Source organism: Methanoculleus methanifontis (genome assembly GCF_030464365.1).
Classification (GTDB): Archaea; Halobacteriota; Methanomicrobia; order Methanomicrobiales; family Methanoculleaceae; genus Methanoculleus; species Methanoculleus methanifontis.
Map to the genome: position 1 here is coordinate 32,826 of NZ_VCYI01000006.1, position 24,119 is coordinate 56,944.

Below are 24,119 nucleotides of genomic sequence, written 5' to 3' on the forward strand. Positions count from 1 at the left end.
TGTTATATATAATTTACGGATCTACATCTATCAGAGCGTTCCCCGACCACCAGGAGGTGGAGGGGGGCGGGTCGACCGTGATGGTTATGTGCGGCATAATTGGCGTAATGGACAGATCTCGCCGGACGATGGACGGTTCCGGCATCCGACAGGCCCTCTCCATAATGAACGAGCGCGGCAGCGGCGAGGGGGCGGGGTACGCAGCCTACGGCATTTACCCCGACTACCGGGACTGCTACGCCCTCCACGTCTTCTTCGACAACCCTCGCGAGAACAAGCCGCTCCTCGACTCGACGCTCGCGCAGTGGGGGACGGTCGAGCACGACGAGGCGATCCCCACCTATGGGCAGCCGAATCTCCGGGCGGTTCACACCCCCTGGCGCTACTTCTTCAAGCCCGAAGCATCCCCTGCGGCACCGGAGGACGAGATCGTCAGCGCCCTCGTGATGCAGGTCAACGCCGCCCGCCGCGGCGCGCTCATCTTCTCCTCCGGCAAGGACCTCGGGGTCTTTAAAGCGAGCGGGTGGCCCGAGGACGTCGCGGACTTCTACCGGATCGAGGACTATGAGGGCTACATCTGGCTCGCGCACAACCGCTACCCGACGAACACCCCCGGGTGGTGGGGCGGCGCGCACCCGTTCAACCTCCTCGGCTGGAGCGTCGTGCACAACGGCGAGATCACCTCCTACGGGACGAACCGGCGCTACATCGAGAGTCTTGGCTACACCTGCACGATGTATACCGACACCGAGGTCGTCGCCTACTTAGTCGACCTCCTGGTGCGGCGGCACGACCTCGACGTCGATATCGCTGTCCGGGCGCTCGCCCCGCCCTTCTGGGAGGAGATCGACCGGATGCCCGATCAGGAGCGGGAGTGGAACTCCGCCCTCCGGCTTGCCTACGCATCCGCGATGATGAACGGGCCGTTCGCCATCGTGGCCGCCAACCGCGACATGATGGTCGGGTTCACCGACCGGACGAAACTCCGGCCGATGGTCGTCGGCGAGTGCGGCGACCGGCTCTACATCTCGAGCGAAGAGGCGGCGATCCGGGCGATGGAACCGCGGGTCGAGTCGATCCGGATGCCGGCCGCGGGCGAGCCGGTGATCGGGAGGGTTGTCTCATGATCGGGAGCCTCCCTCCCCGCTACCGGGTCAATATCGACCCCGTCCGGTGCATGGAGTGCGGGCGGTGCATCGAGAACTGCTCTTACGGCGTCTTTTCACGGGACGGCGACCGCATCCAGGTCAACTCCCGGAACTGCACCGCCTGCCACCGCTGCATCGCCTGCTGCCCCCGGGACGCCATCAGTCTCGAGGAGCACCCCTGCGACTACCGGAGCCACCCCCTCTGGACAAGGGAGGCACGGGAGGCGATCTACAACCAGGCGCGGACGGGCAGGATCATCCTCGCGGGGATGGGCAACGCCCTCGACTACCCGGTCATCTTCGACCGCCTGGTGCTGGACGCCTGCCAGGTCACGAACCCGAGCCTCGACCCGCTTCGCGAGCCGATCGAACTGACGACCCACCTCGGGAAGAGGCCGGCGAAACTCGATCTCCGGCGGCGGGAGGGCGGCGACGTCGAACTCAGGACCCGCCTCACCCCGAACCTCCGCATCGAGACGCCGGTGATGATCGGGCACATGAGTTACGGGGCGATCAGCCTCAACGCCCAGCTGGCCATGGCCCGGGCGGCAAAAGAGACCGGGACCTATATGGGCACCGGGGAAGGCGGGCTGCACGCCGCCCTCCACCCCTACCAGGACCGGATGATCGTCCAGGTCGCGTCCGGGCGGTTCGGCGTGAACATCGACTACCTGGAGCGCGGCGCCGCGATCGAGATCAAGATCGGCCAGGGGGCGAAGCCCGGCATCGGCGGCCACCTCCCGGGGGAGAAGGTCTGCGCGGACATCTCCCGGACGAGGATGATCCCGGAGGGGAGCGACGCGATCAGCCCCGCGCCGCACCACGACATCTACAGCATCGAGGATCTCGCCCAGCTCGTCCGCGGCCTCAAGGAGGCGACGGAGTGGAAGAAACCGGTCTTCGTGAAGATCGCCGCCGTCCACAACGTCGCCGCCGTCGCCGCGGGCATCGCCCGCTCTCCGGCCGACGCCGTGGTCATCGACGGGTTCCGCGGCGGCACCGGCGCGGCGCCGACGGTCTTTCGCGACCACGTCGGGATCCCGATCGAGGCGGCGGTCGCGAGCGTGGACAAAAAACTCCGCGACCAGGGGATCAGAAACGAGATATCCGTCATCGCAAGCGGGGGTATCCGGGGAAGCGCCGACGTCGCGAAGGCGATCGCCCTCGGGGCGGACGCGGTCTACATCGGCACCGCCGCGCTCGCGGCGATGGGCTGCCGGGTCTGCGGGAACTGCTACCGCGGCCTCTGCCCCTGGGGGATCGCCACCCAGCGGCCCGATCTCGTGGCGCGGTTGAACCCCGACGAAGCGTCGGAACAGGTGGCGAACCTGATCCGGGCGTGGACGCTCGAACTCGCCGAACTCCTGGGCGCGGCCGGGATCAACAGCATCGAGAGCCTGCGGGGCAACCGCGACCGGCTCCGGGGCTACATGCTCGACGAGAGCCTGATGGAGGTGCTCGACGTGAAGTCGGTTGGGGCGTGAGTTGGCCTGTTCGGACAACGGTAGATCTCGGGTGGAGGCGCGAAGGAAAGCGCCGGCACACGTATGCCGAACTTCGCGTCCTTCGCGGCTTCGCGCGAGCTAACAGGTTATAAACGGTGATACGGCCTCACGCGAAGAGCGCGAAGCCGCGAAAGGGAGTTACAAGTAACTATACCGAACTTCGCGTCCGATATCGGTCGCTGATAGTGATTCTCGGCTTCGGTTGAGGGAATTGGTGAGGATAACGACATATCCTCACGATGTCGCGACCTCGACGCACTCTTTCCTCGTCCCAATCCGGGCGAGCGCGCCGCACATCCCGGGAACGTAGGCGAGGGCTTTGCCCGAGTCCACCATGATCGAAGCGAACTCATCCATCCGGGGCGAGACGACCATGCAGGTATCCGGGATCACCCGGGCGCCGCTCCGCTCGATGACCCCCACAAGGTCGGGATTGTGCTTCGCGACGCCCTTTGCGGCGAAGATGTAGAAGGGTTTCGTCGTTGTCTTCCCCCGCAGGAGTTCCGCGAGTTCCCGGAGTTCGTCGGCGGAGCAGTGCGGGCACCCGACCGCGACCGCCTCGACCTCGGTCTTCGCAAAGAGGGCCTCGACCTCGTCCGCCGTCACCGTCACCCGGTCGAGGTCGTCGGTATCGAACGAGAATACCCTTGCCTCCGGGGTGATCTTATCCACGTGGAAGAGGGCAACCGCGCCGGTCGCCGCCATCGCGGCACCGAGGGCCTTGAGGTGGTCGCGGGCCGGCCGGACACCCTGGAATATCGGGATCCGGTTCCCCACCTTCCCCCCGGCGACGTGGCCGATGGCACCCCAGTGGCCGGCGTGCGGGCCCGTGCCGCACTCGACCTCCACGACGACCTGCGGGCGCCGGTTCTCGACGACGTGAAGACCGTAATAGGGGGTCTTTCCGATGATCGCCGCAGCAAGGGCGCTCGGCCCGCCTTCCCGGTTCGTTCGGGCGCCGAGAACCGAGTTTGCGTAGGCGACCGCCGAGGACTCCGACCAGGCCAGATGCTCCCCGTACTCCGTGATCCGCAGATAGTAGGGCGTGCAGGTGCACTCCACCCGGATCCCGAGTTTCCGGTAGGCCTCGACGACCTCCGCCTGACGGCGGGCGAACTCTTCATCGATCCCGAACTCCTGCCAGCCCTCCCGCGGCATCCCGATGGGGTTTAAGACCGCCGGGACCGCCGCCCGGGCGTCGAGGCTCTGCAACCAGGAGAGCCCCCATTTCCCAATGGTCTTGTAGGAAGCACCGCTCACCTGGGCGCTCGTGATCGGGACGAGTTTCTCCGCCCCGTAAACATCCCCGAGCGCGACCAGGATCTCCATCATCTTCTGCCGGGTCTCGCCGAACTCGCCAGCAAGCACCCTCTCGTCATCGTTGTCAAGATACATCTACACCCACTCCGCTCTTCTGAATTCGTCCTCTCTTCCCATGACCATCGTGGCGTCGACCCCGACCTTCACGTTCGTCCCGTCACCCAGCCGCGTCGGATCGAGCGACGAACCCCGGGCGCCGGTGACGACCATGATATCGGTGTCGCCCCGAACTCTCGTCGCGATCGCGTATTCGACGTCGTGGGGATCGTGGATGTCGATATCCTCGTCCACCACCACGACATGTTTGAGGGACGTATGGGCGGCAAACGCCGCCATGATGGCGTTCTTCGCGTCTCCCTGCGTGTTCTTCCGGATCTGCACCACCCCGTGGAGGTAGCCGGCGCCACCCTTCGTGAGGAGGACGTCTCTGACCGTCGTCACCTCGCCCACGGCGCGGTAGATCTTCGGCTCGTACGGCGCTCCCATCAGGAGTTTGTGCTCGTCGCCGGCCGGGAGGATGCCGTGGTAGATGGGGTCCTCCTTGCAGTACATCTTCGTGAACTCGATCACGTGCTGCTGGCGCACGGGGTCGTAGGTTCCGGTGATGTCGACGAACGGCCCTTCCGTCGCTTTTTCGGCACTGATGTAGCCTTCGAGGACGAACTCGGCGTCGGGAACCCGAACGCCGTTCTCGCACTCCCGCACGGCGAGTTCCCCGCCCATCAGTTCCGCAGCGTAGGCGAGTTCCGTCCCCTGCGGGACGCGGGTGCAGGCGGCGAACGTCACCAGCGGATGGGTGCCGACGGTGATGGCGACCGGGAGTTTCTCCCCTTTGGCGAGCGCCTCTTTGAGGAGGGTATGGGTGTGCCGGCCTTCCACCAGGCGGGCGACGACTCTTCCGTCGTCGAGGACCATCATCCGGTGGATGGAGGCGTTTTCGACGCCGTCGTAGCGCGAGAAGACGATCCCGGAGGTGAAGTAGCGCCCGGCGTCGCCGGGGAAGTGCTTCATGACCGGGAGGCGGGAGAGGTCGGCGGGGATGCCGCCCTCAAGCCGTCCGGCATCCACGACGCGGCCGTTGTAGGTCATGCCCGCGAGGTGTCCGACGAGGTCGCGCTCCTCGACGCCGAGCGCCGCTGCAAGCGATCGGCGGTCGGAGAGGAGGTTCATCACCCCCCGGCGGCCGTCGAGGTCGTGGAAGAAGAGGATCTTGTCTGTCCGGCTCGCCATACGGGGAGCCTCGTAGACGGTCGAGCAGGGGCGCTCGATCTCCTCGACCCGGCCCTGATCCCGCATCAGTTCGATAAATTTACGCATCGTATCCGCTCCATCGGGTTCCGAGGTCGTGGTCGACCCCCATGTGGTCGAGCACCCGGGCCACCACCATATCGACGAGGTCGTCGATGGTCTGCGGGTGCTGGTAGAAGGGAGGGCTTGCGACCATCACGGTCGCGCCGGCCTCGTCGGCGGCAAGCATGTTTTTAAGGTGGATCCGGGAGAGCGGCATCTCCCGCAGCAGAAGGAGGAGCGGGCGCTTCTCCTTGAGGCAGACGTCCGCCGCCCGGGTGATCAGGTTGTCGGCGAACCCGTTGCTGACGGCGGCAAGCGTCTTCATGCTGCAGGGCACGATCGCCATCCCGTCGTAGCGAAACGAGCCGCTCGCGATATCGGCCGCGAGGTCGCTGTTCTCGGCGTATATGGCATCGAACCCTTCAAGGTTCACGCCTTCGATCCCGGCTATCTGCCGGGCGGTATCGGAGATGACGATGTGCACCGTTGAGTTATCGCAGAGCACCTCGAGCAGGCGGCGTGCGTAGACGATCCCGCTTGCCCCGGTGACCCCGACGACGAATTCCTTCTTCATATATTCCCTATACGTTATGTCACTACGAGTTTATCCTGTTTTGTCGCCCGCTTCACCCGGAGCACCTCTGTTGCCGCCTGCTCCACGGTGTCCCGGTGCTCCTCTACGGTGTAGACGCCGAGGCGCCACTGCTGTCGCCGGGTGTCGTTCAGGGTATTGATGAGGGGGGAGACCTCCTCGATCTCCACCATCGCGTGACTGTTCCTGACCCGGACCTCCATCGAGAGCGCCCGGGGGAGCCGGGGGATATCGACGAGAACCTCGTCCTCCGTGACCCCGGCGGTCTCGGCGATCTCGCGGGCGATCTCCCGTTCCCGGGCGGGGCCGAGTTCCTGGCGGAGGGCTGCGGCGTTCACCCGGTCTTCGCCGATATACAGCGCCCGCTTGTAGAGGTCCCGGGCGTAGACCCGGCGGGCGAGGTCGCGGGTAATTTCGCAGGAAGAGTGCTTCAGCCGCTCCATGCAGGCGGCGTCATCCATCCGCATCAGTTCGTGTGCGTCCGTGCCCGGGGTGTTCTGCACCTCCTCGCGGAGGGCGTGGACGAACATGCTCGTCGCGATCCGGCTCACGTGGTGGAAGTAGACCGCCGGGCGCATCAGCGTCCGGGCGATGAGGAGCGACTCGGCGGCGTTGATCCCGCCTTCGTGCAGGGCGATGCCCGATTCGGTGAAAATGGTGCTCCGGATAAGCCGGTGGGCGTCGACCGTCCCGTAGGGGACGCCGGTGTAGTGGGCGTCCCGCATCAGGTAGTCCATCCGGTCGACGTCCAGGCTCCCGTGGATGATGCTCGCGAGGCGGTGCTTCCCTGAAACGACGGCGCAGACCTCGGCGGGGTCGAGCCCCGCCTCTTCGAGGATCCCGGCGGTCGCTCCCTCGCGGACCAGACGATCGATCTGGTGGTGGCTCCTCCCCGTGAACTCCTCCATCACCGGTTCGGTGACGTGGGAGAAGGGGCCGTGGCCGATGTCGTGGAGGAGGGCGGCCGTGGTGACGAGTTTCGTCTCGTCCCTATCAAGCCCGAGCTGGCCCGACATCAGGCCCGCAAGATGCATCGTCCCGAGCGAGTGCTCGAACCGGGTATGGTTTGCCCCGGGGTAGACGAGGTTTGCAAACCCGAGCTGGGTGACGTGCCGGAGCCGCTGGACGACCTCCGAGTCGAGCAGCCGGAGCGCGAGCGCGTCCGCCTCGACGTAGCCGTGCACCGGATCTTTGATGATCTTCATCGATTCTGTTAAGATTCTTGGGAGATGGAAGATAAAGGTATTTGAAGGCGCGCGGCGTGCGGGGCAGTTTCTTTTGGGAGGAGCGGGGTGTGGGTGCGGGGGTGGAGCGCTCAGGCGGCGGGGCGGGGGGGGTCTCGCCCTCCCGAAGATCTCCGATCTTCTCAAACTCCACCCTCCAGGCCAGTCGTTCTGCCCATGAGAGAGGTGGGCCGATTGGTGGCGATACGCCCTGCCATAAATGGTCGTCCCCTGACCAGCACCGCAACGCTGATTGCCGGGAACCGTGTCGGTGAGGCACTACATTCCAATGGCTATTGCAATCATTGGGAGCAGAGTGTGGGAACAGAGAGTCAGGGTTTCCAGGGATGGTTACCTACCGTTTATCACGATGGAGGATGCGGCGGAGAGGGGAGATTGAGTTATAAAAAACCATACTGAGTTTCCATCTGTCTACAAGTGTCAACACAGCGAAATTTCAGGGCAATAATGGAGTTCGCTCCCAAGCCATACCACAGATTAGGCCCGGGAACCCCTCCACAAACTAAGGATCTAACGTCATGTCCAGCGTTTTTCAACCGCTTTTGACACTCTGATAGTACATGTTCCTCTGAATGCTTGCTCACAAACACTCAAAAGGACGATGTAGTGTTGTGAGGTATTGTTATTAAATCTTACCCCATCGGACAGGATCAGGTCATTCTGAAAAGTCATTCTAATGGACAATGATCTCGTCGCGCTTGAAGAATTAAATACTCGTTACTCTTTATATATTGATCGTCCCGATGATTGCCACAGCATGAGGGATAGCATAGCCATACGAACGAAACTAAGGAGATACGTCATGTACAGAGAATTTGAGTTACGGATTCTTTGGATCTTCAGGATCCGCTACGTGATCTACCGCCAAGCGAGCTGAGACCAGAGTATCAGAAACCCGCCTCAGATGGTTCCACAGGCCAACTGAGGCAAATCTTCAGGAATGAAGTTAATGCATTAATTGTAACTTAAGATTAGAAAGTTATTTGCCATCGTTCACAGGCCACTACTTTTCCTCTTGTATCTCGGACCCGGCAACTATTATCGATATCCTATCCATCCGAACCTGCAATTTCTTGACCACCTCCAATCCCTTCTTCAACAGGATGTTTTCACTCACCAGGCTCGTCAGGATCTCCGAGTGGGCCTGCATCCGTTGTCGGAACTCCGATTGAATCTCTCACACCTCCGCTGGGGCCATCACCGTAAGCTGCGGATCCGACACTGGTAGCAGTCCTCGATTTCTGCCTTGGAGTATAGCCAGCCTTTGTTCATAGTGATCCCGCTGGTCGAGGCCGGCCACTGTGAGATTACACACTTCCAGAGATCCAAACATGACCCGTCAGCCACAACAACTGAAACCGTTAACCCCCCGGACACCCCACATACATGACATTCAGCCATGATCACCTTCCTCTCCGGCGGAGCCGGGACGCCTGCGCTCATCCGGGGCGTCCGCCAGATCCTCTACGACAGCGAGATCGCCGTGGTCGCGAATACCGCCGAGGACCTCCGGGTATCGGGCGGCCACTGTGCGCCCGACATCGACACCGCCGTCTTCCTCTTTGCCGGCATCCTCGATACCAACCGGTGGTGGGGGATCAAGGGCGACACCTACACCACCCACAACTACCTCCCGAAGGTGGCGGGCGGCGAACCCTTCCCGGTCGGCGACCGTGCCCGGGCGGTCCAGATCGCCCGGGCGGCGCTCCTCCGCCAGGGCCTGACCCTGACCGGGGCGGTGCGGGCGCAGTGCCGCTCGCTCAACATCGGGGCGACCGTCCTCCCGATGACCGACGGCGACGCCGCCCTCTTCGTCGACACCGGCACCGAACGCCTGGCGCTCCTCGAGTACCGGATGGCCGCCGATCCCGGGACGGAGGTCCGAGAACTCGTCGGACCAGAACCCCCGGCGGTCACGGACGGGGTGCGGGCGGCGATCGAGGAAAGCGACGCCGTCGTGATCGGCCCCGCGAACCCGGCGGCGAGCATCCTCCCCATCCTCGGCTGCGCCGGGATGCGGGACCTCCTCCGTGAGAAGTTCGTCGTCGCGGTCTCGCCGTTTTCGGGCGGCGTCGCGCCGGACAAAAAGGACGCCGCCCTCATGTACGCCGTCGGAGAAACCCCCACCGCTGCCGCGGTCTCCCGGCTGTATGAGGATATCGTCGACGTCTTCGTCCAGGACATCCACGACCCCGACGACGTCCCCGGATCGCTCCGCCTCGAGACGCGTCTTTTACACGAGCGGCAGGCCGAATCGCTCGCGTGGGACATCATGGCGGTCATCCGCCACGCTGTTTCGTGAAAAACAGTCCTGTAGGAGAACGGGTTCTATACACCTCGCCGTTATCCGCCCCTCCTCTGTATCTCACGCGAAGGCGCGAAGTCTGTGTGGTTGTTGGCAACCTTCCTTCGCGTTCTTCGCGTCTTCGCGCGAGGCCATGCGGCTTGCGACGCATCACTGATTCACGCGAAACCGCATCGTCGTCCGGGCGAGCAGGAGTGTCATGCGTGGCAATTCTCTGGAACCCGAAAAATCCGCCCCGAACCGTCCCGCCCGATTTGGGAAAATTCATATACGGATGCACTTGATACGCTAATTATCCTATGATAACCTTCTTCTCGGGCGGGACCGGAACCCCGAAACTCCTCCGCGGAATGCGGGAGCTGCTGGACGAGCGGGATATCACGGTCGTCGTCAACACGGCCGAGGACACCTGGCTCTCCGGCAACCACCTCTCGCCAGACATTGATACGGTCATGTACCTCTTTGCGGGCATCCTCGACACCAACCGGTGGTGGGGGATCAAGAGCGACTCCTACATCACCCACGACCTCCTCGCACGGCTCGGCATCGAAGAGTACATCGCCGTCGGCGACCAGGATAGGGCGGTTCACGCAGCACGGGGAGAGATGCTCAGGAGCGGCATGCAACTGACGGAGATTACCCGGGCGCTCTGCCGGACGCTAGGCATCCGGGCGACCGTCCTCCCGATGACCGACTCCGCCGTGACCACCTACGTCCGGACGCCCCGGGGCGAGATACACTTCCAGGAATACTGGGTGAAACACCGCGGCGATGTGACGATCGACGGCGTCGTCCGCCGGTCCCGCCAGCCGCCGGCCGCGACCCGCGAGGTGATCGAGGCGATCGAGGAAAGCGACGCCGTGGTGATCGGGCCGAGCAACCCGGTCACGAGCATATCCCCGATCCTCGAGTGCGCCGGGGTGCGGGAGGCGCTCCGCCGGCAGAACGTCATCGCGGTCAGCCCGTTCATCGGCGATACGCCGGTCAGCGGCCCGGCGGCGGCCCTGATGCAGGCGTTCGGAAAAGAGCCATCGTCCGCCGGAACCTACGGTCTCTACGAGGACTTCGTGGACGTCTTCATCCAGGACACCCGCGACCCGGTCGAACTCGAAGGGGCGCTGCGCCAGGACACCCTCATGGTCAACAGGGGCAAGAGCCTGGATCTTGCAAAGAGCATCCTGACCCTGATCTACGGGTGCTGAGAAAACCCCTCACTCTTTCTTCTGCTTCTCCCGGTAGTCCTCTATCGCCGCGTGGAGCGCGTCCGCCGCCAGATTCGAGCAGTGCATCTTTTTGGGCGGCAGCCCCTCGAGTTCGGTCGCGACATCGTCGCGGGTGATCTTCAGCGCCTCGTCGAGCGTCTTACCCCTGGCCATGTCGGTCACCATGCTGCTCGTCGCGATCGCCGACCCGCACCCGAACGTCCGGAACTTGATATTCTCGATGACGTCGTCCCTGACCGTGATGAAGATCTCCATGATATCCCCGCAGACGGGGTTGCCGACCTTGCCGTAACCGTCCGGGTTCTCGATCACCCCGACGTTGTGCGGGTTCATGAAGTGCTCCATCACTTTCTGGCTGTATCCGATCTGGTCCGCCATTGTTCCACCTACAGCGGTATAATAGCCCGCAGGCGTTTAACTGTTTCTTCGACGGTCCTGGTGATCGGGAGTCGGCCGGGAGAAACGGAGGGGGGCGTGGCCGGTCAGGCAGGCCCCTTCCCCGTAACCCGTCGAGACACCCGCCCTCGCTAGAACGTGACGACCGCTTCGGCGTCGACCGCGAGGTCGTTAAAGGTGACTGCTCCCACGACCTCCCCCTCCTTGATGAAGTCGGGATCTTCCATGCCGAGGAGCCGGGAACTCTGCTCGCAGATGTAGATCTTCACCCCCGCGGATATCGCCTGCTGCATGATCTCGGAGAGAGGCGGGAAGTTTCCAACCTGGATCTCCTCCGCCGCGCCCTTCACGACGACCGTCACCCCTCTGATCATGAAGTAGATATCAGCGTCCATATCCATGCTTCGCGCCGTCATCGCGAGCAAGAACGGCGCATACAACCGCTCGGGTGTGTCGGTGCCGCTGGTCTGGAGATACAGTATCCGTGCCATACGCTTCAACCTCCTTTCCGCCGGCGAACGCGGTCATCACCTTTTTTTCTCCGGCCGGTCACGGTGCTTTTGCCGCCGGTGTCGCTCCCTTGCGCACGATGAAGGTCGTCACGCCGCTCGCGACGTGCTCTTCCTCGATCTTATGCCCGCTCTCATTGACCCAGGACCTGACCATCTCGACAAGGTCGCGCCTATCGGCCGTCACCTGAAGAACCTGCCCTTTCTCGAGCACCTCCATCTCCCCCTCGATCAGGAGCATGGGCGACTGGCAGGTACCGACACAGTTTATCGTCCTATCCGCGTACATCAGTCTCACCTCACTTCATCTTCCGGATGGAACCGTTTACGGCTCCGCAACCCTTCTCGAACCTCACGCCCTCGTGCCCCACCCGGTCTGCCCGATGCAGGCCACGACCGCCGCAGGTTCTCTCTCCAGCCCCATTGCCGTGCCTCTTGTTGCGGGCGCGCGTGGGATCCAGGGCCCCGCAACCCGTCCGCAGTACACCCCCGGGAGCACCGGATGCTGTCCCATCCCATATAAGCGTTCCTTCGCGGGTGCCGGCGGTAACGAGCGGTAACGGATGGTTCCTATGCCCCGGTGAGCGGATCAGAAAAGTTATACTCCACCTCCTGCCACCTACCATCATCGGAGAAGACCGATTGTACGGAGGATACCGATGGGACTGTGGAACCGGTTTGGACGCAAGAAGGGGGAGGAAACGGATGCATCAGCCGATGCTGAGGAGGAAACCCGGGTAGCGGGGCTCGCTCTCTCGCTTGAGAGCGAGGATATCGTAGCCCGGTGGAGAGCAGTTCGGGCGCTCGGGGAGATCGGGGAACCAGCGGTGCTCCCGCTGATGAAAGGGCTCGGCGACGAGGACTGGTGCGTCCGGCGGGAAGCGGCGGCCGGCCTCGGCCGGGTGGGCCCGGCGGCGATCCCGCATCTCATCGGAACGTTCGCAAACGCGGACGACGCCATGCGTCAGGACGCCGTCCGGGCGCTCCGGTCGCTCGGGAACCCGGCGGTGGATGCCCTGAAGGAGGCGGCGCACCACGGGGACGCGGCCGTCCGTTCCGGGGCGCTGGAGGTGATAAAGGCGCGAGGGGACCTCACCTGACGGATGCGCTCCGCCCCCCGGCAGATCCCCGGTGTTTTCCGGGGTAGCGATGGATACGACAGCAGTCCCGGTTCGGGTCGCACATAAAGGGACCATAGACGCGATCCGGCGTAGCCGCAGCCACTCCGGGCCATATGAACCACGCGCATTTGTCCCGATAATTTCCCATTTGCCGGAATTTTACCGGCATACTACCAAAAAGGGAAGATATCTCAATCCTTTTTCGATTTGTGGCTGTAATAACCGAAAATATTAAAAAATTCAAGCGATAAGAAGATCTCTAATGTTCGTTCCGACCAAGTGTTTCTTTACAAAGGGTGTGGGTATCCACAAAGACAAACTGGCATCGTTTGAGCTGGCTCTCAGGCAGGGAGGCATCGAGAAGTATAACCTGGTCTACGTATCAAGTATCTTCCCCCCGAACTGCCAGTTGATCTCGAAGGAGGAGGGTTTGAAAGAACTCTCGCCCGGCAGCATCGTCTACGTCGTCATGGCCCGGAACGAGACTAACGAACCGAGCAGACTTGTTTCTGCCGCAATCGGTCACGCGATGCCCAGGGAGAGCAATGCCTACGGCTACCTCTCCGAGCACCATGCCTTCGGGGAGACGGAGGAAGTCTCGGGCGAATACGCAGAAGACCTTGCGGCAACCATGCTCGCGACAACGCTCGGGATTGAGTTCGACCCCGACAAGGCATGGCAGGAGCGGGAACAGATCTACAAGGCGAGCGGCCGGATCATCAACACGACCCACACCTGCCAGGCGGCGGAAGGGGTCATGGACGGTCGCTGGACGACGGTCCTCGCCGCAGCAGTCTTCATCTAAGACCCGCACCTCCCGGGGCGGCACTTCCCTTTTTCCTGTGACCGCCCCGCCGACCTTTCTTCCCGGGCTGGAGCGCAAAACAAAATACCTTCCGACCCCCACACTGTATCCAGGTTTTTCACATGCATCTACCAATACGGGCCGTAACCCCGGAAACAGAATCTGCCGAGATCATCGGCTGGGTGCACGAGGTTCGTGACCTCGGAGGACTCGCGTTCTTCCTGATCCGTGACCGGACCGGCATCATCCAGGTGACCATCCCGAAGAAGAAAGTCCCGGCAGAGATTCTCGACGTCGCCCGGAACGTCTCGCGGGAGTCCGTGGTCAGGGTCCAGGGCACGGTCAAAGCGATCGAGAAAGCACCCGGCGGGCGCGAGATCGTCCCCGAGGAACTCGAGCTCATCAGCACCGCAGAGAGCCCGCTCCCGCTCGACGTCGCCGAGAAGGTTCCCGCCGAGATGGACACCCGGCTCGACTCCCGGTTCCTGGACGCGAGAAAACCGCGTGTCCGCGCCATATTCTGCATCCGGTCCGCCGTGACCTGCGCCGCGACCGCGTTCCTCGCCTCCCGGGGCTGCATCAACATCGCTACCCCCAAGATCGTCGCGGCGGCGACCGAGGGCGGTACCGAACTCTTCCCGATCGCGTACTTCGAGAAAGAGGCGTTCATGAACCAGAGCCCGCAGCTCTATAAACAGATGATGATGGCTGCCGGGTTCGAGGCGGTCTTCGAGCTTGGCCCCATCTTCCGCGCCGAGGAGCACAACACCGTCCGGCACCTCAACGAGGCGACGAGCCTCGACGTCGAGGTCTCGTTTGCCGACCACAACGACGTCATGGAACTCCTCGAAGACCTGATCGTCCACGTTTACGACTACGTCGCGAAGAACTGCGCCGACGCGCTCGAGGAACTCGGGGTCGAACTCGCGGTTCCGGCAAAACCGTTCCCCCGGATCCCGTATGCCGAGGCGATCGAGATCGCGAACCGCACCGTCGAGGAGAGACTTGCCTTCGGCGACGACCTCTCTCCAGCGGCCGAGCGCGCGCTCGGGGATACCGTCGGGCAGCACTACTTCGTCGTCGACTGGCCGACCGATATCAGGCCCTACTACGCGATGCCGTATCCCGACCGCCCCGAGTTCTGCAAGGCGTTCGACCTGATGCATCCGAGGATGGAACTCTCTTCCGGCGCCCAGCGTATCCACGACCACGACCTCCTGGTTGAGCGGATTGGCGCAAAGGGCCTCTCTCCCGAGAGTTTCGAGTTCTACTTAAAACCGTTCCGCTACGGCATGCCCCCGCATTCCGGATGGGGGCTCGGCATCGAGCGGCTGGTGATGACGATGCTCGACCTTCCAAACATCCGCGAAGCGGTGCTCTTCCCGCGTGACCGGCACAGACTGACACCATGACATTAATTGCACCGGCAACCCACGAATTGATGTTGTTCCCATGACCCTGACAAGCGTGCTCCTCCCGACCACGGTGGTCGGGAGCTACCCGGTGGTGAAAGGCTCGGGGCTCTTCGCCCGCATGGACCCGCTGAAACACGCGGTGGAGGTAGCGGTCGCCGACCAGATCGGCGCCGGGATCGACATCATCTCCGACGGCCAGGTTCGGGGCGACATGATCCGGGCCTTCACCTCCCACCTCCCCGGGATCCGAGGATCGTCGGTCGTCGGGAAGGTCCAGCCTGCCACACGACCCATCACCCTCGCGGACACGAAGTACGCTCTCTCCCGGCACCCGAAGGTGAAAGGTATCCTGACCGGCCCGAGCACGCTCGCGCACGGCCTCTCGATCGAGACGCCGTTCTACCGGAACAAGGACGAACTGGTCCTTGACCTCGCGCAAGCGCTCGCGGTCGAGGCGAACTACCTCCAGGACGCCGGTGTTGCGCTCATCCAGGTCGACGAGCCCATCTTCTCGACGGGGGCGGCGAACATCGCCGTCGGCCGCGAGGCGGTGAACGCGATCGCCGGGAGGCTCCGGGTGCCGGCCTCCCTCCACGTCTGCGGCAACCTCGGGAACGTCATCGACGACGTCCTCCGAATAAACGTCGCAGCATTCGATTTCGAGTTCGCGAACAACCCAGGAAACCTCGAGGTTCTCTCGGAAAAAGACCTGGGTGGTCGGATGATCGGGTATGGGTGCGTGGACTCGGCCGATCCGGGCGTCGAGAGCATAGAAACGATCAAAAAAAGGCTCGAGGCCGGTATCGACGTTTTCTCCCCCGACACCATGCTCGTCGACCCCGACTGCGGTCTCAGGATGCAGACACGCGACGCGGCGCTCGGAAAACTGAAGAATATGGTTGTTGCGACGGGGCTTGTCCGAGCCGGGTATACCGCCTAAACCACCCGGCTCGTCGTCGAGAGCTCGAGCCCGTCCGCCATGATGTTGTAAGGAATGACACGTTGCGGCACGTCGGCGCCTTGTAATTTCTCGACGGCGAGCGCCCGCTCGAACTCGTTACCGTGGATTTCGTGCCTGAGGGTGAGGAAGATGTCGGCCGCCCGCATGATCCGCGCCTCCTCAAAGGCGCTGTGAGTTCCCGTGTAGAGGAGGTAGACGATGTTTGCACCCCCCTCGATGATCGGGCGGGTGTCTTCGAGGACAAACCTGGCGGCCGTATCGATCCCCCAGGCGGCGATCAGCGTGGAGAGAGAGTCCACGATGATCTTCTCGCCTTCCATCGCCGCCGTCATCGCTGCGGGCTTCATGCCCCGTGCGTCGATCATATTCGCTCCCGGCGCGGTATCGAGCATCAGGTAAGCTCCCGCCCCCTCCCCTTCCTGCCAGAACTGCTGTGCCAGGAGCTCAAGGCCGCTCAGCGGAGATCCGGAGATGACGATGCGGGTGCCCGGTGAGAATCCCCCGTCAAGCGCCAGATCCAGACCCGCGATTCCTGTAGAACGTTTGGTGGTGTCTGCCACGTCTGTACCTCGGATAAGTGTCCTCAAACAGGAGATTTGCCGCTCTTTCCTTAATAACTACTCTATCGGATGCGATTTTTCAGTCGTTGCAGGCACCACAGTACTCCTCCCGGAGCCGCTTGCGCAGAAGTTTCCACCCGTTCACCCGGGGGATCTCGCCGGCGAGGATGACCCGGCGGGGGACTTTATACCCCGCAAGGCGCTCGCGGGCGAAGGCGACGATCTCGTCGGGCGAGATGCCGTTACCTGCAGGAACCACCACGGCAACCGGAACCTCGCCCCGGTGCTCGTCGGCACACCCGAAGACCGCTGCGTCGCGGACGCCCGGGTGCTGGACGAGGACGTCCTCGACCTCGGTCGGGTAGACCTTCCAGCCCGACATCACAATCATGTCCTTCTTGCGGTCGGTGATGTAGAGCATCCCGTCCGCGTCCAGGTGGCCGACGTCGCCGGTCAGGAACCAGCCGTCGGGGAGGAAGACGGCGGCGGTCTCTTCGGGCATCTGCCAGTAGCCGAGCGCCACTCCCGGGCCCCGGAGGGCAATCTCGCCGTCCTCGCCGGGTTCCAGTTCCCGCGTGGGGTCACCGGCATCGACGATCTTCACCTCCGAGAACCCGACCGGGGTGCCGACGCTCCGGAACTCGTCGGCGGTCGCGTAGTGCTCGGGGCGGATGGCGGTCCCGGTCCCGACGACGACCGTCTCGGAGAGGCCGTAGGCGTTGACGACGGGAATACCGAACCGCTCGTGGAAGGGTTTCCAGACGCCGGGCGTCAGGGGGCCGCCGCCGCTGATCATCGCCCGGGCGGTGGCGAGCGCCGCCTCGGTTCCCGGCGGGGTCTGGATGAGGGAGTGGATCACCGGCGGCATCCCGGCGACGATCGTGGCCCGGTACTCGCGGGCGAGGTCGAGGTAGTGGTCGAGATCGAACCGCTCCATGACGACGTAGGTTCCGCCGGCCCGGAGGGTGGCGATCCCCCAGCTGAGGCCGACGTGCCCCATGGGATAGATCCCGAGGTAGACGTCCTCGTCGGTGATCCGGAGAACGTCCCGCTCGGCGTCCATCGCGGCGATCCAGTTCCCGTGCGTGAGCATGGCGCCCTTCGGCTTGCCGGTGGTGCCGGAGGTATACTGGATCTGGCAGAGGTCGTCGAACCGGCAGTGGACGGCGCGGCAGTCCGCCGGCGCCCGGAGGAGGTCCGCCCACGGCGTCGTGCCCGCGCCCTCCCCGCCGACGGCGACGACGTGCCGGAGCGACGGCGCCTGGTCCCGGATGCGGCCGACGAGCGCCGCACCTTCGACGTCGGTGATGACGGCCACGGCCCCCGCATCGCGGACGGCGTAGAGAACCTCGCTCTCGCGGTAGACCCGGTTCGTCGGGACGGCGACGGCGCCGATGCGCCAGAGGGCGAAGTAACTGAGAAGGTACTCCGTCGAACTGTCGAGGTAGATGCAGACGCGGTCCCCGCGCCCGACCCCGAGGTCGAGGAGGCCGCGCCCGACCCGGCAGACCCGGTCGAGGAGTTCGGCGCGGGTGTAGGACTCTCCGGTGGAGGGGACGATGAGAGCGGTCTTTTCGGGGTTACAGGCGTTGGCGTCGAGAAACGTGGTGCAGTTCGGCATGGGCAGGCTCCGGGCGGCAGGTATGCGCTTTGATGTATATGCTTGTTCATGGGGCGGTAAATAGGTTGCCCCGGGGGGTGTGATGCGCTGATTCTCAGGGGGTGACGGCGGATAGAGATACACCACCCGCAGATGCGAAGTGCGACCAGCCCAAGGGCAGGAGCTTGAGCCCGCAGATGCGAAGTGTGGCAAACAGAGTAATCAAAACAGGAAAATATCACGGTGCGGTGGACCATGGCGATATCCTCTCGGAATCCGTGTCCGGGACACAATCGAGACTTCTCCGGAGAGAGGCACAACAAAGCCCGGACAAAAACAAAAGCAGATTACCGGAAAGACAGATTGAGATATATGCAGAGCGACACGCCGCTCGTCCGGGAGGCTGTTGAGAGCGATCTGGCCGCCGTCCTCTCCCTCTATACCCACCTGCACGATGTCGACGAGAAGGCCGACGACCGTGCGCTGGAGCGAGCCTGGCAGGAGATCCTTGCCGACCCGCGAACCCACCTCTTCCTCCTCGAAGACGGGGGCGTGCCGGTCTCGTCTTGTGTCCTGCACATCCTCGCAAACCTCACCCGGGGCGCACGGCCCTACGGGCTCATCGAGAACGTCGTAACCCGGCGGGAGTTCCGGAACCGGGGGTTCGGCACGGCCCTCCTTGACCATGCGCTGGGCCATGCCTGGCGGCAGAACTGCTACAAGGTGATGCTTCTGTCCGGCCGTCGCGAACAAAACGTCTTCCGGCTCTACGAGAAGGCGGGGTTCGTCCGGGGCGTCAAGGAAGGGCTGATTGCATATCCGCCGCAGGCGCGATGAACAGGTTCGCTGAAAAAAAGAATTTCCGGGGAGAGCCGCTTACTGGTATTCCGGGGGCTGGATATCTTTGGGCAGCCCGCCCTTGAAGTGCTGCTGCACCTTCCCGTAGTACTGCCGCAGCCGCTCGTTCATCGTCGCGTGCACCTTCTCCCGTGCATTCTCAAAGTGCAATGCGTTCACGACGACGGCACCCTCCCGCATGGCGAGCATGGCCGCCTCCCGGGCGAGCGCCTCGAGGTCCGAGCCGACAAACCCGTCGGCATCGGTCGCGATCTTCTCGATGATCCGGTCTCTCGCCGGATCGTCCAGGGTCACCTTCTGCTGCGCGAAGAGGTCAACGAGTTTCTTCCGCCGGATGTGGCTCTCGAGCCCCTCGTCTTCGGTCGGCGCAATCGCGGCGCGGTGCTCCTTCACCTCTTCGACGGTCACCCGACGGTTCGCTCCCACGGCGAGAACCAGGTCCTCGAGATCGTTCTCCGTAAGCCCCTCCGTCATCGCCACCAGGTCTTCCATCGTCGAGCCCTCAAGCGGTATGTAGCGGGTGTGGATCGCGAGGACCTTCTGCCGATCTTTCCGCCCGGGCTCACCGATGTAGACGAGCCGGTCGAACCGGCCGGGCCGGAGCAGCGCCGGGTCGACCATGTCGGGACGGTTGGTCGCGCCCATCACCACCACGCCCCGGAGTTCCTCGAGGCCGTCGATCTCGGTGAGGATCTGGTTTAAGACGCTCTCGACCACGTGCGACTCGGTGCCGCCGCCCCGGGCCGGGGCGAGGGCGTCGAGTTCGTCGAAGAAGATGATGGACGGCGCCACCTGTCGGGCCTTCTTGAAGATCTCGCGGACAGCCCGCTCGCTCTCGCCCACCCACTTCGAGAGGAGCTGGGGGCCCTTGACCGGAACGAAGTTCGCCCCACTCTCACTCGCGACGGCCTTTGCGATGAGGGTCTTACCCGTCCCCGGCGGGCCGTAGAGGAGAACACCCTTCGGCGGCTCGATACCGAGGTTCTCAAACCGCTCCCGCTGGGTGAGCGGGAACTCCACCGCCTCGCGGATATCCTGCTTCGCCTCCTCAAGCCCCCCGACATCTGCCCAGACGGTGTGGGGGACTTCGAGGAGAACCTCACGCATGGCGCTCGGGCCCACGTCGCGGAGAGCGTCGCGGAAGTCCCTGCCCTGCACCTCCATCCTCTCGAGGATCTCGGACGGGATCTCCTCGGCTTCGAGATCGATCTCGGGGAGGTAGCGCCGCAGTGCCTTGATCGCTCCCTCACGGGCAAGGGCGGCGAGATCCGCCCCGACGAACCCGTGGGTCTGCTGGGCGACATCGGCGATCGTCACGTCCTCCGCGAGCGGCATGCCGCGGGTGTGGATGTGGAGCACCTGAACCCGGTCGTCCTCCGAGGGCACCCCGATCTCGATCTCCCGGTCGAACCGCCCGGGACGGCGCAGCGCAGGGTCAATGGCGTCGAGCCGGTTCGTGGCCCCGATCACCACGACCTGACCCCGCTCCTCGAGCCCATCCATCATCGTCAGGAGCTGGGCGACCACCCGCCGCTCGACCTCCCCGGTCACCTCTTCGCGCCGGGGTGCGATCGAGTCGAGCTCGTCGATGAAGATGATGGCGGGCGCGTGTTGCCGTGCGTCCTCAAAGACCTCCCGGAGCCGCTGCTCGCTCTCGCCGTAGTACTTCGAGATCACTTCCGGCCCCGCGATCGAGATGAAATGGGCGCCGCTCTCGCTCGCGACCGCCTTCGCGATGAGGGTCTTCCCGGTCCCCGGCGGGCCGTAGAGGAGGACGCCTTTCGGGGGCTCGATGCCGAGCGTTCTAAAGATCTCCGGGTGCCGCATGGGGAGCTCGATCGTCTCGCGGACCCGCTGCAGCTCGCCCTTCAGGCCGCCGATGTCCTCGTAGCTGATCCTTTTCACGCCTTCGAATCCGGCCGCAGGCTTCTCGGAGAACTCGATCTTCGTGTTCTTGGTGATGATCACGGCGTTCTCCGGCTCGACCACCACGGCCTTGAACGCGACGAGCTGGGGCTGCATGAACGGGAGACCGGCCTGGATCGGCACGGAATCGTTCTTCACAACCGGGAAGTCGATCAGCTTGTTGACGACACTGCCGTAGTTGATAGGGAGCTGTTTGGGGAGGTCTTCGGGCGGCGCAAGCACGACTCGTTTCGCCTCGCCCTCCTCATCGAGTGTTCGTATCTTGACCCGGTCGCCAATGCTCGCACCGGTATTGAGCCGGGTGAAGTTATCGATCCTGACTTTGCCCTGGTGCCAGTCGTTCACCATGGCGCGCCAGACCTTCGCTACGGTGCGACGCTTCCCTTCGATAGCGACGAGGTCTCCCGGGTTGAGCCGGAGCTGCAACATGGTATCAGGGTCAAGCCGTGCCTTGCCTGCCCCCTGATCCTCCGGATAAGCGCTATCTACCTTCAAGTATATCTCGGGCATTACCTCTAGTTCTTATATTTCGGGGATTTATAAGTACTGGAGGCGCATGAACGTACTTCTCTTCGATCCCTTCAACGGAGCCGCAGGCGACATGATTATCGGAACTCTTCTCGATCTGGGGGCCGACGAAGGGCTTGTCCGGGCAGCCATGCGCTCCGTCGTCGGCGAACCGACAATAGAACGGATAGACCGTTCCGGCATCCGGGCAGTCCAGGTGAGAACGCACGCCCCGGTGCAGCACCGCACCCTCGACGAGGTGCTCGCCCGGGTGGCCGAAAGCGACGCTCCCGCCCCGGCTCAAGAGATGGCGCGGCGGGTCTTCCTCCGGATACACCGGGCCGAGGAGAGCATCCACGGAAAGGGGGCGCACTTCCATGAGGTGGGTGCGGACGATGCGATCGCCGACGTGGTGGGAGCCTGCACCGCCCTTCACTCCCTCGCCCCCGACGGGGTCGCCGTCCACCCGGTCGCCCTTGGCCGGGGGTTTGCAGTCGGTGCGCACGGCACCTTCCCCATCCCGGCCCCCGCGACCGTGGCGGTCCTCGCCGAATCGGATCTTGCGACGGTTCCCGGGGAGGAGGAGCGGGAACTCTGCACCCCAACGGGGGCCGCGCTCCTCGCCGAGTTCTCGACCGTCCAGCCCGAAGGCCTCGGGGCGGTGGAGATCAGGGCAGTCGGCTACGGGGCGGGCAGCAGGAACCCGCCGGGAAGGCCGAACGTCCTCCGGTCGATGCTCCTCTCTACTAAAGATGCCCCGGGAGGCAACAGGATAGACATCCTCGAGACGAACGTCGACGACGTCACCGGAGAGACTCTTGCCTACACGATCGGCTGCCTGATGGAAGAGGGGGCACGGGACGCAAGCGCCATTCCCGTCGTGATGAAGAAGGGGCGGAGCGGCCACCTCGTCCGGGTGATCTCTTCCCCCGACGCGACCAACCACCTGCTAGGGGTGATGGCGCGGGAACTCGGGACGCTTGGGGTACGGTGCATCCCGATGGTGCACCGGGCCGTCGCAGAACGGACAATCGAGCCGGTCACGGTGACCGTGCGGGGGAAGGAGACGACGATCGACGTCAAATGCGGCTGGTGCGAGAGGAAGATCGTCTCGTTCAAGGCGGAGTACGAACAGGCGGCGGCGTGCGCACGGGAGACCGGACTCCCGTTCCGGGAGATCGCCGGAACGGTCGAGGCAACCGCACGCCGTCTCTTTGTCGAGCGGGGTGTGCTCGAACCATGAAGACCGACCGGGTCACCACGGGAAGCCAGGGCCTCGACGACCTGCTCGGCGGCGGGCTTGAGCGGCGGGCGATCACCCAGATCTACGGCGAACCCGCGAGCGGCAAGAGCACCCTCTGCCTGATGGCGGCGGTGGCCTGCCTCCGGGCCGGGAACTCAGTCGTCTACATCGACACCGAAGGATTCTCTGTGGAGCGCTTTACGCAGATCGCCGGGGAGAGCGCCGGGACACTCGCCGACCGGCTCTACCTCTTCGAACCGCTCGATTTCTCCCAGCAGGGGGCGATGATCGCTGATACGGAAGCGCTCCTCAAGAAGAACGGCCAGGCCCCCGTGGGGCTGCTGGTGATGGACTCGGCCACCGCCCTCTACCGGACGGAACTCGATCTCGGGCGGGAGGCGATACGGAAACTCTCGCATCACATGATCAAACTCCTGGGCCTCGCAAAGAAGTACGACATCCCCGTCCTGATCACGAACCAGATCTACATGGACGTGGAGCGCGAGCGGGTGGCGGGGCTCGGGGGGACGGCGCTCGAACACCTCTCGAAAGCCATTATACGGCTGGAAAAGAAGGATAGCGTCCGGCGGGCGATGCTCCGGAAGCACCGGTCCCGGCCGGAAGGACTCTCGTTCGACTTCGTGATCACCGAAGACGGAATCAGAACGGTATAACGCCCGCAAAGACTGTCTCGGCGGGGCCTTCCATCGTGACGGTCTCTCCGAACCGGATCACGAGCGGGCCGCCTTTCGTCTCGACCCGCACCGTATCCCCAACTTTGCCGAGGTTATGGGCGACCGCCGCCGATGCGGTTGCGCCGGTGCCGCAACTCTCGGTCTCGTCTTCGACGCCGCGCTCAAACGTCCGGATCCGGAGCGTGTCGCCGCCGGCCTCTTCGACGAAGTTGACGTTCGCGCCTTCAGGGAAGGAGGGGTGGTTCCTGATGGCCGGGCCGATGGCGGCGATATCGATTGCACCGATCTCTTTAACGAAGACAACCGCGTGGGGAACGCCGGTGTTCGCGGCATACACGGTGAAGTTGCGGATCTCTTCTATGTATTCACCGTTCCCGACGGCCGGGATACCGCCCCGCTCGAACGCGGGCGTCGGCATAGTGATCGTCGCGGTGAACTCGTCATCCGCGTAGCCTGCCGAGACCTGGACGATCCCCGCCCCGGTCTCGACCGAGCAGGACTCTTTCACGTAGCCGGCGTCATACGCGTACTTCGCGAGGCACCTGATACCGTTCCCGCACATCTCCGCCTCGCTCTCGTCGGGCTGGAAGAGACGCATCCGGATCTCGGCCGTCTTGGATGCCTGGAGGAAGAGGATGCCGTCGGCTCCGATGCCGAACCTGCGGTCGCAGAAGAGCACCGCAAATGCTCCTTTCATGTCCTCGGGGATGACCTCGCCGTTGTGCTCATCGATCAGGATAAAGTCGTTGCCGTTTCCCTGCAGTTTGGTGAACGCGATCTCCATGATGTAGCCTCTCCTGTAGGTATGGCAGCGGCGGGTGATAAACCGTGGGGGTTCGTGGGGGATGCGGGGCCGGGGATCAGGCCCCCCTCATGGTGCACCGCACAGGCGCATC

General features: G+C 63.8%; 22 protein-coding genes. 11 read left to right on the top strand and 11 right to left on the bottom strand.

Annotated features, from left to right (window positions below):
* Positions 1 to 86 precede the first annotated feature (86 nt).
* Both FGW20_RS05735 and FGW20_RS05740 read left to right on the top strand, forming a co-directional pair.
* A complete protein-coding gene (locus tag FGW20_RS05735; RefSeq protein WP_301677244.1) occupies positions 87 to 1,127 on the top strand; it encodes a class II glutamine amidotransferase in 1,041 nt (346 codons plus the stop codon).
* Positions 1,124 to 2,632 carry a glutamate synthase-related protein gene (locus FGW20_RS05740; RefSeq protein ID WP_301677133.1) on the top strand — a complete coding sequence of 503 codons (1,509 nt, stop codon included), beginning with the start codon at positions 1,124 to 1,126 and terminating at the stop codon, positions 2,630 to 2,632. The genes FGW20_RS05735 and FGW20_RS05740 overlap by 4 nt, the downstream gene beginning before the upstream one ends.
* A gap of 255 nt (positions 2,633 to 2,887) precedes the next feature.
* Here the strand turns inward: FGW20_RS05740 and FGW20_RS05745 are convergent, their stop codons facing one another.
* From FGW20_RS05745 to FGW20_RS05760, 4 genes are read right to left on the bottom strand one after another with little or no spacing between them, the layout of a single operon-like run.
* On the bottom strand, positions 2,888 to 4,048 hold the full coding sequence (locus FGW20_RS05745) for an aconitase X (protein ID WP_301677134.1): 1,161 nt from the start codon (positions 4,046 to 4,048) through the stop codon (positions 2,888 to 2,890).
* Positions 4,049 to 5,290: a UbiD family decarboxylase gene (locus FGW20_RS05750; RefSeq protein WP_301677135.1), complete on the bottom strand. Its 1,242-nt coding sequence runs from the start codon at positions 5,288 to 5,290 to the stop codon at positions 4,049 to 4,051.
* A complete protein-coding gene (locus tag FGW20_RS05755) occupies positions 5,283 to 5,855 on the bottom strand; it encodes a UbiX family flavin prenyltransferase (protein WP_496197195.1) in 573 nt (190 codons plus the stop codon). The genes FGW20_RS05750 and FGW20_RS05755 overlap by 8 nt, the downstream gene beginning before the upstream one ends.
* Positions 5,852 to 7,060, bottom strand: a complete 1,209-nt coding sequence (locus FGW20_RS05760; protein WP_301677137.1) for an HD domain-containing protein — start codon at positions 7,058 to 7,060, stop codon at positions 5,852 to 5,854. Before FGW20_RS05760 ends, FGW20_RS05755 begins: the two co-directional genes overlap by 4 nt.
* Before the next feature lie 1,438 nt (positions 7,061 to 8,498).
* Between FGW20_RS05760 and FGW20_RS05765 the strand changes: the two genes are divergently transcribed.
* Positions 8,499 to 9,401 carry a 2-phospho-L-lactate transferase CofD family protein gene (locus FGW20_RS05765; protein ID WP_301677138.1) on the top strand — a complete coding sequence of 301 codons (903 nt, stop codon included), beginning with the start codon at positions 8,499 to 8,501 and terminating at the stop codon, positions 9,399 to 9,401.
* Between the two features lie 302 nt (positions 9,402 to 9,703).
* Positions 9,704 to 10,606: a 2-phospho-L-lactate transferase gene (gene cofD / locus FGW20_RS05770; protein WP_301677139.1), complete on the top strand. Its 903-nt coding sequence runs from the start codon at positions 9,704 to 9,706 to the stop codon at positions 10,604 to 10,606.
* Between the two features lie 9 nt (positions 10,607 to 10,615).
* On the opposite strand, the gene nifU is transcribed toward cofD, so the two are convergent.
* The 3 genes from nifU to FGW20_RS05785 form a co-directional block, all read right to left on the bottom strand.
* The gene (nifU, locus tag FGW20_RS05775; RefSeq protein WP_301677140.1) at positions 10,616 to 11,005 is read right to left on the bottom strand and encodes a Fe-S cluster assembly scaffold protein NifU; all 390 of its coding nucleotides are present in this window, start codon (positions 11,003 to 11,005) and stop codon (positions 10,616 to 10,618) included.
* Between the two features lie 149 nt (positions 11,006 to 11,154).
* A complete protein-coding gene (locus FGW20_RS05780) occupies positions 11,155 to 11,514 on the bottom strand; it encodes a DsrE family protein (RefSeq protein WP_301677141.1) in 360 nt (119 codons plus the stop codon).
* Positions 11,515 to 11,572: 58 nt separating this feature from the next.
* Positions 11,573 to 11,821 carry a sulfurtransferase TusA family protein gene (locus tag FGW20_RS05785; RefSeq protein WP_301677142.1) on the bottom strand — a complete coding sequence of 83 codons (249 nt, stop codon included), beginning with the start codon at positions 11,819 to 11,821 and terminating at the stop codon, positions 11,573 to 11,575.
* Between the two features lie 370 nt (positions 11,822 to 12,191).
* Between FGW20_RS05785 and FGW20_RS05790 the strand changes: the two genes are divergently transcribed.
* From FGW20_RS05790 to FGW20_RS05805, 4 genes are all read left to right on the top strand, one after another.
* Positions 12,192 to 12,632: a HEAT repeat domain-containing protein gene (locus FGW20_RS05790; RefSeq protein ID WP_301677143.1), complete on the top strand. Its 441-nt coding sequence runs from the start codon at positions 12,192 to 12,194 to the stop codon at positions 12,630 to 12,632.
* A 283-nt stretch (positions 12,633 to 12,915) separates the two neighbouring features.
* Positions 12,916 to 13,458: a pyruvoyl-dependent arginine decarboxylase gene (locus tag FGW20_RS05795; protein WP_301677144.1), complete on the top strand. Its 543-nt coding sequence runs from the start codon at positions 12,916 to 12,918 to the stop codon at positions 13,456 to 13,458.
* A 122-nt stretch (positions 13,459 to 13,580) separates the two neighbouring features.
* Positions 13,581 to 14,870, top strand: coding sequence for an aspartate--tRNA(Asn) ligase (aspS, locus tag FGW20_RS05800; RefSeq protein WP_301677145.1), 1,290 nt, complete (start codon positions 13,581 to 13,583; stop codon positions 14,868 to 14,870).
* Between the two features lie 40 nt (positions 14,871 to 14,910).
* Positions 14,911 to 15,813 (top strand): methionine synthase, encoded by a 903-nt coding sequence (locus FGW20_RS05805; protein WP_301677146.1) that lies wholly within the window; start codon positions 14,911 to 14,913, stop codon positions 15,811 to 15,813.
* Here FGW20_RS05805 and FGW20_RS05810 read toward each other — a convergent pair.
* Both FGW20_RS05810 and FGW20_RS05815 read right to left on the bottom strand, forming a co-directional pair.
* Positions 15,810 to 16,394, bottom strand: coding sequence for an RAD55 family ATPase (locus FGW20_RS05810; RefSeq protein WP_301677147.1), 585 nt, complete (start codon positions 16,392 to 16,394; stop codon positions 15,810 to 15,812). The two genes, FGW20_RS05805 and FGW20_RS05810, sit on opposite strands and share 4 nt — an antisense overlap.
* A gap of 79 nt (positions 16,395 to 16,473) precedes the next feature.
* A complete protein-coding gene (locus FGW20_RS05815) occupies positions 16,474 to 18,015 on the bottom strand; it encodes a class I adenylate-forming enzyme family protein (RefSeq protein WP_301677148.1) in 1,542 nt (513 codons plus the stop codon).
* 351 nt (positions 18,016 to 18,366) lie between these two features.
* Between FGW20_RS05815 and FGW20_RS05820 the strand changes: the two genes are divergently transcribed.
* Complete coding sequence (locus FGW20_RS05820; protein ID WP_048114681.1) at positions 18,367 to 18,831, top strand: GNAT family N-acetyltransferase; 465 nt, start codon at positions 18,367 to 18,369, stop codon at positions 18,829 to 18,831.
* Between the two features lie 39 nt (positions 18,832 to 18,870).
* On the opposite strand, the gene FGW20_RS05825 is transcribed toward FGW20_RS05820, so the two are convergent.
* Positions 18,871 to 21,288, bottom strand: coding sequence for a CDC48 family AAA ATPase (locus tag FGW20_RS05825; protein ID WP_301677149.1), 2,418 nt, complete (start codon positions 21,286 to 21,288; stop codon positions 18,871 to 18,873).
* Positions 21,289 to 21,334: 46 nt separating this feature from the next.
* Between FGW20_RS05825 and larC the strand changes: the two genes are divergently transcribed.
* Positions 21,335 to 22,528 (top strand): nickel pincer cofactor biosynthesis protein LarC, encoded by a 1,194-nt coding sequence (larC, locus tag FGW20_RS05830; RefSeq protein WP_301677150.1) that lies wholly within the window; start codon positions 21,335 to 21,337, stop codon positions 22,526 to 22,528.
* On the top strand, positions 22,525 to 23,202 hold the full coding sequence (gene radB / locus FGW20_RS05835) for a DNA repair and recombination protein RadB (RefSeq protein ID WP_301677151.1): 678 nt from the start codon (positions 22,525 to 22,527) through the stop codon (positions 23,200 to 23,202). The genes larC and radB overlap by 4 nt, the downstream gene beginning before the upstream one ends.
* Here radB and dapF read toward each other — a convergent pair.
* Positions 23,189 to 24,007, bottom strand: a complete 819-nt coding sequence (dapF, locus tag FGW20_RS05840; RefSeq protein WP_301677152.1) for a diaminopimelate epimerase — start codon at positions 24,005 to 24,007, stop codon at positions 23,189 to 23,191. The two genes, radB and dapF, sit on opposite strands and share 14 nt — an antisense overlap.
* Between the last annotated feature and the right edge of the window lie 112 nt (positions 24,008 to 24,119).